Raw genomic sequence first — 15,817 nt, 5'->3', positions numbered from 1 at the left:
AAAGGGATATATGGCCCTTTCCTCATATATCGTTTAACGGGAGAGGAGTTAAAAGAGATGCCGAAGATAATATTCGACGAAGAAATGATCCGGTCGGCTATCGACCGGGTAGTAGAACGTACGTTCAAGATGGATTTTAGCTGGGATTGGCCGGGTGGGGTTGCATTTTATGGCGTGTGCGAAGCTTATGCTGCTACAGGCAGGCAAGAGTACTTAACCAAATTGCAAGCTTGGGTCGACGAAAATATGGAGGACGGGCTGCCGAAGCTATCAGTAAACGCGGTATCAATCGGACATTCCATGCTTACCTTATATCAAGTAACGCAGGATAAGAAATATTTGGATGCAGCGACGGATATGGCGGAGTATCTAACACACGAGGCCGTGCGTTTTGATGACGGTATTTTCCAGCATACCGTTAATTCGGAAACATACAATTTCCCAGAACAGGCTTGGGTGGATACGATGTTCATGGCCGGGTACTTCTTGCTTCGCATCGGAACCCTACTTAAGCGTCAAGATTACATTGAGGATGGGCTCAAGCAGTATCACGGACATGAGAATTTCCTGCAGGATCCGGTGTCGAATTTGTATTTTCATGGATGGGACAACATTGCGAGAAACAACCTTTCCGCTATCCATTGGGCGCGCGGCAATTCCTGGGCAGCCCTGACAATGGCCCGGGCGCTCGACCTTGTTCCAGTTACGCATCCGTCCTTCATGATCATCGACGGTTCACTTCGCGATCAACTGAGCGCACTCGTACGCCTTCAGGATGAATTGGGGCTGTGGCATACGATCGTTGATGAGCCGACCTCCCCGCTGGAGACTTCGGGTTCGGCGGGAATAGCGACAGCATTATTATCGCGCGGCCGCTTATACAATAAGTACACGCAGAAGTCGATCGACGGCATCTTAGCGCGCATTACCGCAGATGGCACGGTAATCGGAGTTTCGGCTGGCACTGCGGTCATGAACGATGCGGAAGGATATAAGAACGTACCGGATAAACGCATTCAGGGTTGGGGACAAGGGCTGACGCTGGCTTTCCTTGCCGCGGTGCTGGGCTCGCAGAAAAATCTGTTCGGTCACGGCTGCTGAGATCACTATCATACTTGCTTAAATGGGCAGTTATGCTCCCCATAAGGTAGACAGGTGAAATAATGAAAATCTGTTTATCCTATGGGGGGCTTTTTGTGCAACTACAAAATAGCAACCAGTGACAACGAGTGCAACTAAAGACTATTTGCGGTATTGCTACAAGAAAGGCATTTGGCAGCCGATCTGAACAAGCAGGGACTATCGACGGCAATCCAAGCCTCCCGGTATGATAGAACAACAGTTTCTCAGTCCTAAGCCGAAAGGAAGGAAGTAGCATGCAAGCTAGGTTTAGGGTTGTAAAGAGTAGGATCACCGCCTAATAGGAAACCTATATTATTCCAGATAAATGAAAATAGACACTCTACAGAATTTTCATGTAAACTTGAAGTACTGTCATGGAACTATAACTTGGAGGCATTATGCGATTTCGGTCCTCGTCCTATTTATTAAAGCTGATGTTATTGTCCATCTTGATCGGCACCATACCGGTCATTCTGCTGGGCACCTTTGCCTATTACAATTCCTCCCGAACCGTACAGGAGAAAGTAAACGAAAGCAATAAGCAGCTTCTGCAGCAAATGCAGATGCGTGTCGAGCAGACGCTGAGGACGATTGATAACTCGGCAACGCAGCTTCTGCAATCACCCGTCGTCACCGGCGCCTTCGAGAAAGATATATCCAATTATGATTTCGAAATGGTGCATGAACTGTATAAAGGAATTTCGCTGATTCAAACCTACGAGCTTGGCATCAGTGATGTTTTTCTGTTCAGCACAAGCAAGAAATGGATGGTCACAAGCAAAGGGGTTAATGAATACATTTCCCCGGACTTCAGGCCGCAGTTAGAGGCATTCTCCCGTATAGCGGGAGGCTCCTTCTGGACAAGTAGTCCGGATGATCTACCGAATTCCTTTCAGTCCATCTACTTTGTAAAGAAGTATCCAATTAACTCTGTCGATCCGACTGGGATTATCTGCGTCGTGCTCTCGTCTGATGTGATAAAGGAGCTTGATGCGTTTCAAAACGGCAAGCTCGACAGTACTTTTATTCTGGATAAGAATTTCCATATCATTGATCATCGCGACCGTACTCAGCTGGGAACTAGCATGTCGGGTCAAACTTACTTAAAGCCCCTCCTCGAAACGAAGGATGCTTTCGGCCAATATGCTACCGAGCTGGATGAAGAGGTAGTCACTGTCACCTTCCGGAAGTCCTCCTATAACGGCTGGAGCTATGTCTCCGTAGCCTCAAACGAGCAAGTGAACGAACAGAATAAAATCATCGGCTGGATTACTCTACTCGTATGTATGGTCATCTTGCTGGTCACGCTGATACTAGCTTGGTTCGGATCAAAGAGGATGTACAGTCCGATTCAATCCATCTATACCGCTCTCACCAGCATTCCTTCCTCAGTTGATGAGGGGAAGCCAAACGGCGAGCTTCAGGTTATAGGGGAACGCGTCGATTATTTGATCAGAAATCAGTCCCTGATTATGAATGAGCTCAAGGGGCAGCAGGTGCAGCTTAAGGAATTTTTCATGCAAAAATTGTTTAGCGGTACGATCCATCCTGGAGATTTTGAGGAAAAATTGAGCTTGTACGGTTTGGAAAAGCTTTGGCCCTCCATGTGCGTGGTTGCCGTTCAAATCGATACACTGAAGGATACCAGGTATGAAGAGGCGAATCGGGATTTGCTCATGTTTGCAATCAGCAATATCGTCGGTGAGCTTGTACTGACAGAGCAAAGGCTGGTACCAATTGTCAGATCGGATTGCCAAGTGACTCTGATTGGTTCATCAAAAGAGGGGACGGACTTTAAAGAGCAGATTTTCACACTGTCCGACGAGATCCAAAAAGCCATTTTTCAATATTTAGAGATTAAAGTGAGCATCGGAATCAGCAGTCCTTTTAGCTCGCTCTCGGATACCCAGCAGGCGCTGCATGAAGCTATGACCTCGTTGAAGTATAGGGTAGGACTGGGGCAAGAGTCGATTTTGTTTATTGAGGATGTGCAGCCACAGAAGAGCAATCTGTATATGTTCCCGCAAGAAGGGGAGCAGGCCTTGTTCGATGCGATCCGAGCAGGAGATCTGGAGCAGTCGGAGCTGGCCTTGAAGCATTTTATCGGAGAGCTGTTCCAGCCCCATACGCAGCATCGGGACTATCAGCTGTCATTGATGCGTCTGCTGGTCGATCTCCTTAAATTCGGGCAGGAATTGTCCATCCCCTTGGACCGGATTGCAGAGGATGAAGCCTCATTGATTCAGTCTCTGTTCAAGCTTCGGAACGTGAATGAGATGGAGCACTGGTTCTGGTCGATGTTTGTGTATCCTTACATTCAGGAGCTGGGCAATCGTCGCGATTGCCAATTCAAGCATATTTCAGAAGCGGTAATCGATATGATTAGGCGGGAGTTTGATTCGGAGCTGACACTCGAGAAGTGTTCTTCCCGCATCAACTATCATCCCCACTATGTGAGCCGTGTTTTCCGTCAGGAGACCGGCATTAATTTCGGCGATTATTTAACGCAGTATCGAATTGACGTGGCTAAGAAATGGCTTAAGGAGTCCGATTTGAAGATTATTGAAATCTCCGAGCGATTGCAGTACAACAACTCCGCTAACTTTATTCGCTCCTTTCGCAAAATGGTAGGCATGACGCCAGGGCAATACCGTGAAGAGGGGTAAAGTTAAGCTGCTTAAAGCATAAAAATGACATAATCGTTGTATTGGGGGAGTTTGCTTTGAGGCGGCTCCTCTTTTGGTTTATTGAACTAACGGGCAGGATTGCGTGGTGGTTGAACCTTAATCGTCAGCTGTTGGCTAAAATTACCATATGTCTAAAGGCTTCTCTATGAACAATTCCGTGCATAAGATTCATCATGGGACAACCGCACAACGGCAAAAGCCCAAATACATGCACATGGAAGGAGTTCTAAATGAAGAAAGTTTTGATCTTTTGGATAATGGTGTTGTCACTGTTGATCGGTACAAGCTCGGCTTACGCAGAAACATCCCAATTAACAACCATTGTCGAGAACGTGGAGGTCGGATACACCTATGAAATCGGTGTGAACGTAAATGAAACGGGGATCAACTTTCGTTCAGGCCCGGGAACGCAATTCGACCGTATCCGCTATTTTGCTCCAGGAGAAGAATTCAGAGTCATAGAACGTGTAACCGGAACAACTTGGGCGAAGGTAAAAGATGCAGCTGGCATTATTGGCTTTGTAACTACCCAACCACAATATACACTCTTTCGAACGGTAAAAGTTGTCCCCGCTTGGGAAGTAAAGGCGGAAGCGATCATTGCTACTGGAAAAGAATACCTCGGCGTTCCTTATAAATTTGGCACAGAGTACGAGAATGACGGACTTTTTGATTGTTCATCCTTTATGCAATACATTTTTAGTAAACACGGTATTGCTTTACCTCGGACTTCAAAATTGCAAAGCCAAATAGGAAAAACAGTTTCCTTTGAAAACGCCCGTAAAGGTGACCTGATTTTCTTTGATGTGGTTTCCAGTCGGGAGGGTATAGACCATGTAGGGCTATATATGGGCAAGGACGATCAGGGGCAGGATATCATGATTCATTCAAACCCAAGCGGTAATGGCGTGAATATCAAGGTTCTGGATCCATTGTGGAAGGGCCGTGTAGTCAAGGTGCAGCGATTAATTTAACCCTTTGATGAATTATTCTAACGGGGTGAACTGCAGTACACAATGAAGAGAAGGCAGTCGGGGAGGACTTTTAAGAGGATAGGAAGCCGAAAGGTGTGGCACATTAACTGCGAAAAAGATGGCTATCGATTCCGGAATTTGGTTGCGGAGTTGTGCCAGGGTCTTCTCCAGCATGGGGGAGACCGCTTCTTTTACTTAGGTGTTTATTAACATTATTATTTTTCATTTCTGTCCTGTCGGGTCACCGCGTAAATCGCGGTTTTTTTGTTTTATGGATAAAGTTGTTGTCACCGCCAATCCCGATTTTGACAAGAACATTATCTCATTCCCGAAGTATGTACACTGTAAATTAAAAATGAATCCCTTAGTCGGTTATTCAATTAACGGGCAGGTTTAACAGAACTATTTCTCAATAATAAAACAGGCTGCCGGCATATTCGCATATTCGGAAGCCTGTTCAATATTATATTTCATTTAGTAAGTAGAAAGTAACGGATGAGAAATATGTTGACTATGAGGAGGGACAACAGTGGAAAATAATGAACTGATAGCAAGATTGAAAAATGTTTGTAAGGAGCTGATACTACAACTAAGAGGTAATAACGGCGAAAATGGAAATGCATTGATTGATAGTAATTTGATTAGTGCTTTGCACTCATACATTGATTTGTATAAACAGTCAATAAGTAATGATAGTATGGTTTCTAAAGAGATTGTCGGTATTCTACTTAATACTTGTAGTAGATTTTACATTCAAAGCAAATACTCAAAGAACTCGGATGATTTGTTGGAAGAATTCGATAGGATAAACGGTAAATTATTGGGGATATTTGTACCAAAGGACATGTAATTTTCATTCAGACTAACGCAGAACGATAGTTGAACATCGAAAGGGCTGCTGTGGTAGCCCTTCATTACGGGCAGATTAAGTGAATGAATGTTTCCCAAAGTTATTGGACAAATTAACTGGAAAATGGCGGTAGCTGCCTGCTAGGAGCTGGGTGAATTGTGGCATAACACATGCCGGGGTTCAATTTTTACAAATATAACAGGAAATCTGTATATCGATTTATTAATCATAATGATAATAGGTTTGATTTTCATTGGTTTTAGTTTTCCTGGAGTTTATTCCGAGTATAAGGACGTAAAGCAGGAAGAGAATCGGATATGGAAAATAATTTGGGTGCTGTTGATGACGGTCTCTCATAATATGGGAGCACTTGCTTTCGGTTGCATTCTTTTCTTGGTTTCAATTTCAAGCATGATTTTAGAATTGACATGCTAACTGAGCATATATTTAACCTCGCAGATGCCCCCTTGTGATTGGAGCCTTGCAAGCTAACGGATCAGTTTAACTAAACGTCAAATAGATTGTACCGTTTTCGCGACGGGTTAACCAGAAAGTAAAAAACTCACCTAAAGTTAGGTGAGTTTTCTTTTAAGAGTTGTTCTGTTGTTGAGGGGGCTTAACGATATAATCTCGCTAATTCTTATGGCTATAGGTCTCTGTCCTGAAATGATAACAAGCACGTCTTTGCCGACAATTCTTAAAACGCCGTCGAATTCAGCTGAACCGGCTTCATCGACGGCGAGTGCGGTTGTGGAAATGAATACCCGTCTTCCTAATAATCTTCGTACTCTCTGCCGGAAAGTTAACATCTAAAAACCCCTTTCCTTATCGTTTACCTAAGGCTTCCTCTTATTTCTTGTTCTCGGTCTCGGTGTGACCAAAGCAACGATCTCATCGTTTCTAATAATGATGCGTCTTCTCTCATCCGTAATAAAACAAATGAAATCTTTTCCTGCTTCGCGAATCATACCTTGGAATCTTGCAGGTTCAGGGGTTCCGTTTAAGCCGCGGGGCGAGCCTGTTGTAATAATGACAACACGTCTACCAATAAACATCCTGGCGAAGTTTTTGAAAGTTAAATTCACAAATAATCTCCCCTTCCTGAAGATAGCAGCAATGCTGGACGTGAAGGTTGATTTGAATATTTTCTTTCCGCTATCAGGTACTACAGAATATGTGAATAACGAAAAAAGGAAACGGTGGCTCCTATTTTTTATCGAGAGTTGAAGCATTTCTTTGCCCTAGCGGCAATAAATTGGTTCAAGTCTCGTTTTTCGATGCCTTAGATGTGCAGCCTTCTCTAGCCCTGTAGTTCCGCCAGCTCGTTTCATGTGCTTTCTCCAGCTTGCTATGACTTCTGCTGCTGTAGTCACTCCATGTTAAGTCTGTTGGACAGGGAACTCATAAAGTGTCGCCGTGGATCGTTTGCAGGTCCAATCCGAAAAAACTGATGTATATTCGGGGAAACGGATATCCAGCCAGCGAATGATTCGGTTCTGAAGCCGTATGCAATTCGCAACCCAAAACTTTCGATCGCTCATGATAACGCGCAACCTTTGAAAAGAATGCGATTGCTTCGTGTATTCAGAGTAATAACCCCGACTGACAACATCCGCGATGACAAGAGCGTCCTTCGGATCATTTTTGGAAGGAGAATTATCCCTATTCTCTTTGTTTCTCTTCGTCGTAACAGGGTTCACTAGAACAACGCTTAACCTCTGTTCTACCAGCCAATTCGCTAGATTAAACCAATAGTGCCCCGTCGGTTCCATTCCAATTATTATGCTGTTCAAACGGTGTTTCTGCTGCAACTCATTCATCCAACGTCCAAACCTTTCAAACCCTTTCTTGCTGTTGGTAAACGTAAGATGTCGTTTAGAAAGAACGATTCCGCGAAAGTTCGTTGCCTGTGCAACATGTGCATCCTTCGCCATATCGATGCCAATTACTAAGTGAGATGGAGTAATTCGTTCTATCCGTAGATTTTGTTCATCTGATTGCTTAAACTTCATAATAAGAGCGCCTCCTTGATGGTGTTGGGTTTACCCGTGGACAAACCCTTCATACCGAGGCGCTCCTTTTTTGACAAAGACTATTTTTTAGGTCCTACAGGAAGGTTCAACAGGCTGCCGACTACCAACTGCCTGGGCCGATTAACTGAAGAGGATATTTTAGAAAATAAATGGCTTTTGGAACGATGGGGATATAAGGACAATAACAAACTCTAGTCTTTTTAGTATAGGTGTGTTTAATCCAAGCGATGATGAAATGGTAACGTTCTTAACGGAATATTGGAGTGTTACAATTTACCAGTAGCACAACTACGTTTAATTTGTGAGCGTACTAAACTAACGGAGAACGTTAGTTCATATTAAATACACAACGAGGCTGCCACGGAAACGATCGACGGCCTCATTGAACTTGCTCAATTGCCCCACTCATACGTTTGGTGCGATTTACCTGGCTGCCGTTTTAATGATCAATCGCATAGTGCAATTGAACGACGCCGCTGCCGAGTGATTTGAAGTTCAACAATTCCACTTCTTTGTATTGGTACTTCTCCGTGTCAATCAATAGATTGAGCCCCTTCCCTTCCAGTACCGGCGCGATATTGAATATGAGCTCGTCAACAAGCCCTTGACCCAGAAAAGCATTGTGAAGATCCGCTCCCCCCGAGATGAGGGCGGTTTGATAGCCTTTATCCTGCAGGTAGCTCAAGGCTTCGAGCGGCGAGCCGACAACCGTCACACCGGGAATTTCTTTCACACTTGCCGATACGACGACGATATCCATGCCGGTAAAAGCACCCCCGCCTCCGCTCGCCAACATCCCTTCAAACGTACGTCTTCCGACAATGAAATTACCAGCTGCTTGAACTTGTGCCGCAAAATCGCAGAGTGCTTCCTTTTTTGGGGGATTATTCGGACTCGATTGCGCGTAGTTGCCATTGCCTGTTAGTGTTGCCCATAGAATTGTTTTCATTGGATAGCCTCCTAATAGTCGATGAAAATAAAACGGTGATTATCGTTCAGCCTAGCTTTCTTGATGCTGCGATGTCCGTTCAAGGACTCTGCGGATGGAAGCGACCACCCGGTCGGGCCGATCTTCCTGCACGTAGTGGGAGGCATCGTCTAACGACTCGGTTTCGTTCAATTTCAAATAACCTTGCCATTTAGCCATCTCTTCGGGTGGAAAGCCCGCGCTATCCTTCATCCCCCACAGAATCTGTGCTGGCAAATTGGATAGAACCGGCAGTTTCGCCTCGATTTCCGCGAGCCACGGACGCGCTTTTCGGATCTGCCTTGGGAATACCCATGTCGGTTTCCGGGATTTTGGGGTTGGGAATGGATCGGTGTAGGCTTTTCTCAAGATATCCGTGATTTTCTCGGAATGATAGATCCCATGCGGGACAATCTTCTTGGCGAAGAAGTTTCGCCTTATTTGCAGCCAATATCCGAAGGGCCATCCGCCCATAGCAAACGAGAATAGCTTCATCGCAGGGAGCGTGGCCGGCCATGCCCAGGTATTCATCACGACAATTCCGCGCAGGTTCTCACGGTGCCTTACTGCGTAGTTGAATCCGATCGGGCCTCCCCAATCTTGGACTACTAGTACGAATTCCTTGAGATTCAGTCGCCAGATGAATTCGGTGACAGCCTCAGAATGCTCCTTCGGCGTATAGCCATAATCGGAAGGAGCTCGTGACATTCCGAGTCCCGGGTAATCCAATGCAATCAAGCGGCATTCGCCGCTCAATTCTTTGATGACGTTCCGGTAAAGATACGACCAGGTGGGGTTTCCGTGTAGGAGAAGAATGACAGGCCCATGCCCCTCGTCAACGTAATGAATCATGCCATCGCGATAAGGCATCCAGTGGTCCTTGAACGGATACTCCGATGCATCTACATCAAACGGTCTTTGCATTTATGCCTCCAATCTGCCAATTGTTTCAAGCAGCGTTTAAATCGTACGGAATATTTATTTGAATATTCAGACTATTAATGCGATTCAAAGTCCTGTTAATATCGATTGAGCGCCCCGGTTGCGCGCACCACTCAGGGGTTGATATCGATATGAAGTAGAATTTTGTGTTTCGTCTCTTTAATAAGACTACAATACAGTGGTATATTTGAAAAGTAGTTACAATAAAGTGCAATAGTTTCAAAAAATGAACTATGGAGGAAACGTCAATGTTGGATCGCTCTTGTATCGAAGCCATTGATCCTTTGCTGGAAATCTTGGATGGTAAGTGGACCCTCCCTCTTCTGTTAGAGTTGTTTGTCGGCACCAAGCGATTTGGTGAGCTGCGGCGAAAGCTACACCCGATTAGCCCGAAGACGTTAACGGATCGACTGCGGGTGCTGGAGGAGAAGGGGATTATAACGCGTACGCAGTACCCCGGTGTGCCCCTGCACGTCGAATATGAGCTAACTGAGCGAGGGTGGAATCTGCAACCTATTTTTGCGGCAATGTGGGCATGGGTTCAAGAAAATGGCTTAAGTGCCGAGCATGGGGCGGAAGAGATGGCATAGATGTGAATGTAACAGAAGCACGGGAGCGCAGACGGTTGGGAGTGGACCTAATGATTGACACGATAGCTTCCCTCATCTCGAAAATGCGGTAGGCTCTTTTTTTAAGTTTTTAGGAGGGGATTGTTTATGGAGAAAGAGGTAGCTAAAGAAGTATTGACTGTATTCGAACGATTATCTGATGATGATAAAAATTCAATATCAATCGGACTTAAAACGTATTACGATAAACAAATAAAGTTTTCAATGGATGAATTATCCAAAATGGATCAAGAGGAATTAGAAACAATTAAATCAATTATAGTTGGAATAATAATTACCAAAGAGAATGCACCAGATATTCTAATGGTCCATGAGAGATTAAAAGATAATAATTTGCCTTCTAAGATATCATTCGGAAAACAACGATTAAACTAACGAAGAACGATAGCTCCAGAATAATATACCCTCTAGGCTGCCGGTGAATCGCTCGTAGCCTATTCCTTTAATGTGCAGGTTAGTTTGGTGGCTGTCTTGAATAGATGAAGAGGACAAAGCCTTTGTAAAGAAGTGCTTAGCTGCCTGCATATCCCGATTTTCAGATAACATGAAATCAATGGTTTCCCCATAGAATCAACTGCTCGGTATAGATACTTCCACTGACCTTTGACTTTGACGTAGGTTTCGTCAGTCCTCCAAGAATCGTTCTTAAACTATATTTCAAATACCATCTCACCGTTAGTAAAATAATCGCCGTTGTGCATGTCTGGAACAAAAGCCTGCTTTCAAGTGTCAATATATCTGAAAGGGTTATTTCGTGGACGATGTTAGGAATCCGTATCCCCACCTAATTTGGCCGAGAAGGAGGTGAGAAACAGCATGTTTACAAAGGATTTAGGAACAAAAGGAATGATCTGGTTTGGGAGTTTGTGCATCGTATTCGTTCTGGCGTTCTTCCAGCAGATTGTGTATCCCCACATAGCCCGTTTTATCCAACGTTTTGCCAGACAACGGAAAGACGGATCCATCTTCGACCAACCAGGCGAAAGATTCGCGCGAGTCTTTGCCAGCTGTTTCGACTCCGTCTGCGGAGAAAACCTCCGGACACGTTATGCTTCCGCTTCCCGATCTGCAGGTGAAAACGCCTTCTATTTCAGTTGAAACGCCATTGGTTAATGTGGACGTTTCATTAGCGAAGGCGGAAGTATCCACTGATCGGATACCGTTGGCGTCGGTTAACTTGCCTGCAACAAAAGTGGACACGCCAATCGTGCAAGTTAAGACGCCAGCGGTTCAGGCTGAAGTTCTGACGCCGGTACCAGCACCCCAAGTCAAGGTAGTTACCCCGGCCGTTCAAGTGAAAACGCCTGTGACGGATATCCTAGTACCGAGCACGAGCCAGACGAATTTCCCTCAGATCGAGGGAAGAAAGGCTGACGTAGGAAAGAAAGAACCCCTTACTAAAACAGACGGAGCCCAGAATCTGCCTTTCAATACGAGTGGGAATGAAAGTCCTATAACTAGACCGTTTCCAGTGAACGGTAGCGTATCCGGTGCACCGGTCAAGTTAGCTCCGGCAGCGGATCAGTGGAAAGACGGCTCGGGAAGCAAATCATCTCCGAGTTCCACGACCAGAGCTCCTGAACCATTTGAAGCAACGCCGATTCGTACGGATCCCGCGAGTACTTGGTTTTCCGCCCCGTTGACTCTTTATACAGGAAATGGTTCAAATGGCGGGGGCTCATCATTCGTTACTGGATGCAGTGCGTTCTTTGTAAGTCTGGGTTTTCTTTTTCCTGATATTCTTCTACCTCCGCCGAAAATAAAGAACCAAAATTATGAACACTCCCGGCCTTGTGGTGTGAATCAATGGTCGAAGCCGCCACCAGCTCAACCGCCTCGGTATACCTTCTTCTCAGTCGTCGTTAAACAAGATGAGAAGGAGTGCAAATCATATGAAAAATATAAATCCATGGGAAAGATTCCTTTGAAGCGGCAGCAATCAAAAGCGCTACATGAACAAGCTGTGGACAACCTTTCAACAATCGATCAGGCCATTTACGAAAAACGGCAACAATTAAATAAATATGCTAGAACATATGGTCTTTCAGACCCTAGATGTCTTCATTGTTCGATAGAACTCGATGAATTAATTAATGCTTTTAATAAGATGAATAAACAATTGATTAAACCTTTGTAGGACTCATTATGTCAAAAGAAAACTGAACCATTTAAAATGCCGGCTCAAGTTGTCGGCTTTTTTCTGTTTAATAGTAGGCTATAGAAATTTAATTTAAAGAAAAGCTTGCTCAAGAGTAGGATTTACTTTTCCAATCTGAAATCATATTTTTATCGACGTTTTACTCTTCATATCAAAAAAAGAGAAATACAGTCAAAAATGTGCTAAATCTTTAAAAACCTTGATTCAAAAAGGTATCACTTATAAAAAAATGTTCTATAGACGGAGTTGTTCATCAGGTAATACAGTTAACTCATTGGCCGGGTTTTCGTAGGAGTAAACGGTATGAACGTGGTCATTTTATTTACTACTTTTAGCGAAGGGGGATGGTTAACCGACGGATTCCGTATATGGTTGACTTTTTTTATCATAATTTGTAAACGCTTGCATTCTTGAGAATTGCCCGGAGTAATTAGATTATCCTTTCGTATCGTAAACAGAAGGAGTGAAATGAAAAACGTGTCAACTAACAGAAAATTAAGAAATATTATTGCTTTACTTCTTGTATTGGTCCTCATTCCGAATTGGTCAATTGTAACAGCGGCTGAAGCTGGTGGAGGTTCGGCCGCCCAGAACAATGGGATTTTACTTGACGGTGTATATTATAGTGATTTTGGCGATACGGTTGCGCTTGATCCTGTGAATTGGGGCTTTGCAACAGCAAATGCTACGGTATCCATAAATACCTATGATATTGGAGGAAATAACACCCCTAAGCTGCAGTTCACTCAGACGAACCAAAGCGGGGGACGAGTTGCAACGAAGAACTTCGTTACTTCTGTGAAAGGCAGCCAGATCCTTGTTCAATTCGACTGGTATCCGGGCAAGGTTAATGATAAAAGCGCCAGCAACCCAAGCGAAAACGGCGGCGAGTTTAGAATCCTCGATAGCACCGGTAATACGGTATTTACTTTAAATAACACTAACAATGCACCTCTGCAATATTTCGTAGGAAAGCAGCCTGCTGCAAGCACCAGCATTACGAATCCCCAAGCATGGTATACGGTAGGGATTAATCTTGACGTGGAAAATAATGTGGTCATATGCAAGCTTACCGACAAAGCTACGGGAACAAGTCAAGAATATACTTCATCCTTAAATGGAGTAGCTTTTGACGGGTCTGTAGCCTCGGTTAAATTAGTGGGCATGCGTACATCCGGTAATAATATTGCATGGACTACGTACCTTGATAATTTCGGTGTTTATCATATACCTATTCCGGAAAATAGAATTACGAAAGTGGATAAATTACCCTATCATACCGTTTATGTAGATCAAACATCAGCTGACATCCATTCCATCGGTTTACCTCAATCGGTAAAAGTTACTCTTGCTAATAATAGTAAGATAGACGTGCCTGTAAGCGAGTGGGTTAATGTTGGTAAGGCTTGGGATCCTCATGAATCTGGCGTTTACACGTTTAAGGGGATTCTTGCTGTTCCCCAGAGTCTGGAGAATGGATTTGACAGATATGCAACCAATTATGTATACAACCGTCTTGCTCCACCGAATACGGCAAGGCAGACGGAGTGGCTGGACAGAGGAATTATCGCTTTGAAATCTACAGATGGCATATTTGTAAGCTGGCGTCTGCTTGCAGATGAATATAATCAAGATGTGAAATTCAATATTTACCGTAATGGGCAAAAACTAAATAATGAGCCATTGTCTATTACAAACTATATGGATTCAGCCGGTACTCCAGGAGATACCTATAAAGTGGAAACTCTTGTGCAGGGGAAATCGGATACGAACGAAGCGACAACAGCAGCAGCTAACGATTATCTCTCGATTCCTATGCAAAAGCCTGAGGGAGGAACAACGGCTACAGGAAGCTACACGTATAGTGTAAATGACGCGGGCGTAGGGGATTTAGACGGTGACGGCGAGTTCGAGGTTGTTGTGAAATGGTATCCTTCTAACGCGATCGACAGCTCACAAAACGCGATGACTGGACCGACTATTTTTGATGCTTACAAACTGGACGGTACGCTTTTGTGGCGAATCAATATGGGGCTTAACCTGACATCAGGAGCTCATTATCATCAATTTATCATAGCTGATTTTGATGGGGATGGAAAAAGTGAATTCCTCATTAAAACGGCAGACGCTACAACCGTATATGGGACAACCCACGGAAGGTTCGATAGCAGCAAGGTTATTAGCGTAATCGGCAATGCCAATGATAATGGAAAATGGGTCAATGATAGCGGTCATATATTCGGGGGACCTGAATATATATCCATATTCAAAGGCGAAACCGGTAAGGTTATAGACACGATTGATTATGCGTTTCCGCTAGGGGATGTCGCTTCATGGGGAGATACATGGCATAACCGTTCAGACCGATTCCTTGCAGGACTGGCTTATCTGGACGGAGTGACTCCGAGCGCCATATATGGCAGAGGTTATTATGAACGGACTACCTATGCGGCTTATCATTTAGTTCATGGGAAGCTCCAAGAGCAGTGGACTTTCGATTCGGCCCAAGCAGGCAGAGGGGGAGGCTTAGGTTTTCATAATCTGGCCACTGCAGATGTCGATAATGACGGTTTCGACGAAATTATTGCGGGTTCGTTGACCCTTGATCAAGACGGTACAATTCTTTATGAAATGGATGGCGAAATGCAGCGTGAACAAGGATCACACGGTGACGCGCTTCATGTAGGGGCATTCGATCCAGCTCGTGAAGGTCTTCAGGTTATGGCAGTTCATGAGGTTCCGGCTGTTGCATCCGTTGAGCTCCATGATGCCGCAACTGGGGAAACACTGATGTCTTACAATGGTTACGTGGATACTGGACGCGGATTGGCTGCCAATATTACATCTGGAGCTGGATATGAGTTCTGGGGGACCGGCGGTACAACCCCGGCAGCAGGCGGAGGAATTTACAACGTACAGGGTCAGGTAGTAGCCGACAGCTTCAGAACGGCAGGCCTTTCCGTTAACTTCGCTCTTTTCTGGGATGGGGATTTATTAAATGAATTGCTTGATAATACATCCATCTCCAAGTATAACCAAAGCACGAAGAAAGCTGAGACAATAAAAAGCTTTGCAAATGTAGTAAGCAATAATGGAACTAAGGCTACTCCGACCTTACAGGCCGATATCCTTGGAGACTGGCGTGAAGAAGTTCTTCTGCCTACAACAGACAGCTCGGAATTGAGAATCTTCAGTACGACGATTCCTACAGAGTACAGACTTTATACACTCATGCATGATCCCGTATACAGAAACGGTATTGCATGGCAAAACACAGCCTACAATCAGCCGCCGCATTTGGGCTTCTATCTTGGTGAAGACATTAGAGAAACTGTTCTTGCAGGAGGGCTGCATGCGCCTAATGTTGTTTATACCACCAAGTCCCACAATGGGGAACCAAAGGATCCTAAAGAACCCAAAGATCCAAATAATCCCAAATAACCTAAGAAATAAAT

At 44.5% G+C, this 15,817-nt stretch carries 12 protein-coding genes and 1 pseudogene; 8 read left to right on the top strand and 5 right to left on the bottom strand.

Going from position 1 to position 15,817, the window contains the following annotated elements; translation table 11 throughout:
* Window positions 1–57 precede the first annotated feature (57 nt).
* The 4 genes from QFZ78_RS12230 (at window position 58) to QFZ78_RS12215 (ending at window position 5,633) form a co-directional block, all read left to right on the top strand.
* A complete protein-coding gene (locus QFZ78_RS12230) occupies window positions 58–1,101 on the top strand; it encodes a glycoside hydrolase family 88/105 protein (protein WP_307547790.1) in 1,044 nt (347 codons plus the stop codon).
* Window positions 1,102–1,520: 419 nt separating this feature from the next.
* The gene (locus tag QFZ78_RS12225) at window positions 1,521–3,788 is read left to right on the top strand and encodes a helix-turn-helix domain-containing protein (protein WP_307547788.1); all 2,268 of its coding nucleotides are present in this window, start codon (window positions 1,521–1,523) and stop codon (window positions 3,786–3,788) included.
* Between the two features lie 251 nt (window positions 3,789–4,039).
* On the top strand, window positions 4,040–4,783 hold the full coding sequence (locus tag QFZ78_RS12220; RefSeq protein ID WP_307547785.1) for a C40 family peptidase: 744 nt from the start codon (window positions 4,040–4,042) through the stop codon (window positions 4,781–4,783).
* 529 nt (window positions 4,784–5,312) lie between these two features.
* The gene (locus QFZ78_RS12215; RefSeq protein WP_307547783.1) at window positions 5,313–5,633 is read left to right on the top strand and encodes a hypothetical protein; all 321 of its coding nucleotides are present in this window, start codon (window positions 5,313–5,315) and stop codon (window positions 5,631–5,633) included.
* 836 nt (window positions 5,634–6,469) lie between these two features.
* On the opposite strand, the gene QFZ78_RS12210 is transcribed toward QFZ78_RS12215, so the two are convergent.
* From QFZ78_RS12210 to QFZ78_RS12195, 4 genes are all read right to left on the bottom strand, one after another.
* Window positions 6,470–6,718, bottom strand: a complete 249-nt coding sequence (locus QFZ78_RS12210; RefSeq protein WP_307547781.1) for a hypothetical protein — start codon at window positions 6,716–6,718, stop codon at window positions 6,470–6,472.
* A 294-nt stretch (window positions 6,719–7,012) separates the two neighbouring features.
* On the bottom strand, window positions 7,013–7,645 hold the full coding sequence (locus QFZ78_RS12205; protein WP_307547780.1) for an IS110 family transposase: 633 nt from the start codon (window positions 7,643–7,645) through the stop codon (window positions 7,013–7,015).
* 460 nt (window positions 7,646–8,105) lie between these two features.
* Window positions 8,106–8,615 (bottom strand): dihydrofolate reductase family protein, encoded by a 510-nt coding sequence (locus QFZ78_RS12200; RefSeq protein WP_307547778.1) that lies wholly within the window; start codon window positions 8,613–8,615, stop codon window positions 8,106–8,108.
* Between the two features lie 51 nt (window positions 8,616–8,666).
* Window positions 8,667–9,557 (bottom strand): alpha/beta fold hydrolase, encoded by an 891-nt coding sequence (locus QFZ78_RS12195; RefSeq protein ID WP_307547776.1) that lies wholly within the window; start codon window positions 9,555–9,557, stop codon window positions 8,667–8,669.
* 266 nt (window positions 9,558–9,823) lie between these two features.
* Here QFZ78_RS12195 and QFZ78_RS12190 point away from each other — a divergent pair, with 266 nt between their 5' ends.
* Both QFZ78_RS12190 and QFZ78_RS12185 read left to right on the top strand, forming a co-directional pair.
* On the top strand, window positions 9,824–10,165 hold the full coding sequence (locus QFZ78_RS12190; RefSeq protein ID WP_307547775.1) for a winged helix-turn-helix transcriptional regulator: 342 nt from the start codon (window positions 9,824–9,826) through the stop codon (window positions 10,163–10,165).
* 126 nt (window positions 10,166–10,291) lie between these two features.
* Complete coding sequence (locus QFZ78_RS12185) at window positions 10,292–10,579, top strand: hypothetical protein (RefSeq protein WP_307547773.1); 288 nt, start codon at window positions 10,292–10,294, stop codon at window positions 10,577–10,579.
* A 108-nt stretch (window positions 10,580–10,687) separates the two neighbouring features.
* Here QFZ78_RS12185 and QFZ78_RS12180 read toward each other — a convergent pair.
* Window positions 10,688–10,848: pseudogene (locus QFZ78_RS12180) on the bottom strand (DDE-type integrase/transposase/recombinase); the annotation flags it as partial.
* 293 nt (window positions 10,849–11,141) lie between these two features.
* On the opposite strand from QFZ78_RS12180, the gene QFZ78_RS12175 reads away from it, so the two are divergent.
* Both QFZ78_RS12175 and QFZ78_RS12170 read left to right on the top strand, forming a co-directional pair.
* Window positions 11,142–12,341, top strand: a complete 1,200-nt coding sequence (locus QFZ78_RS12175) for an aspartyl-phosphate phosphatase Spo0E family protein (RefSeq protein ID WP_307547771.1) — start codon at window positions 11,142–11,144, stop codon at window positions 12,339–12,341.
* 498 nt (window positions 12,342–12,839) lie between these two features.
* Window positions 12,840–15,803, top strand: coding sequence for a rhamnogalacturonan lyase (locus QFZ78_RS12170; protein WP_307547769.1), 2,964 nt, complete (start codon window positions 12,840–12,842; stop codon window positions 15,801–15,803).
* The last annotated feature ends 14 nt before the right edge of the window (window positions 15,804–15,817 follow it).

The organism is Paenibacillus sp. V4I5, from assembly GCF_030817255.1.
Classification (GTDB): Bacteria; Bacillota; Bacilli; order Paenibacillales; family NBRC-103111; genus Paenibacillus_E.
Note: the sequence above shows the minus strand (reverse complement) of the source record. Positions and strands in the feature narration are given on the sequence as shown.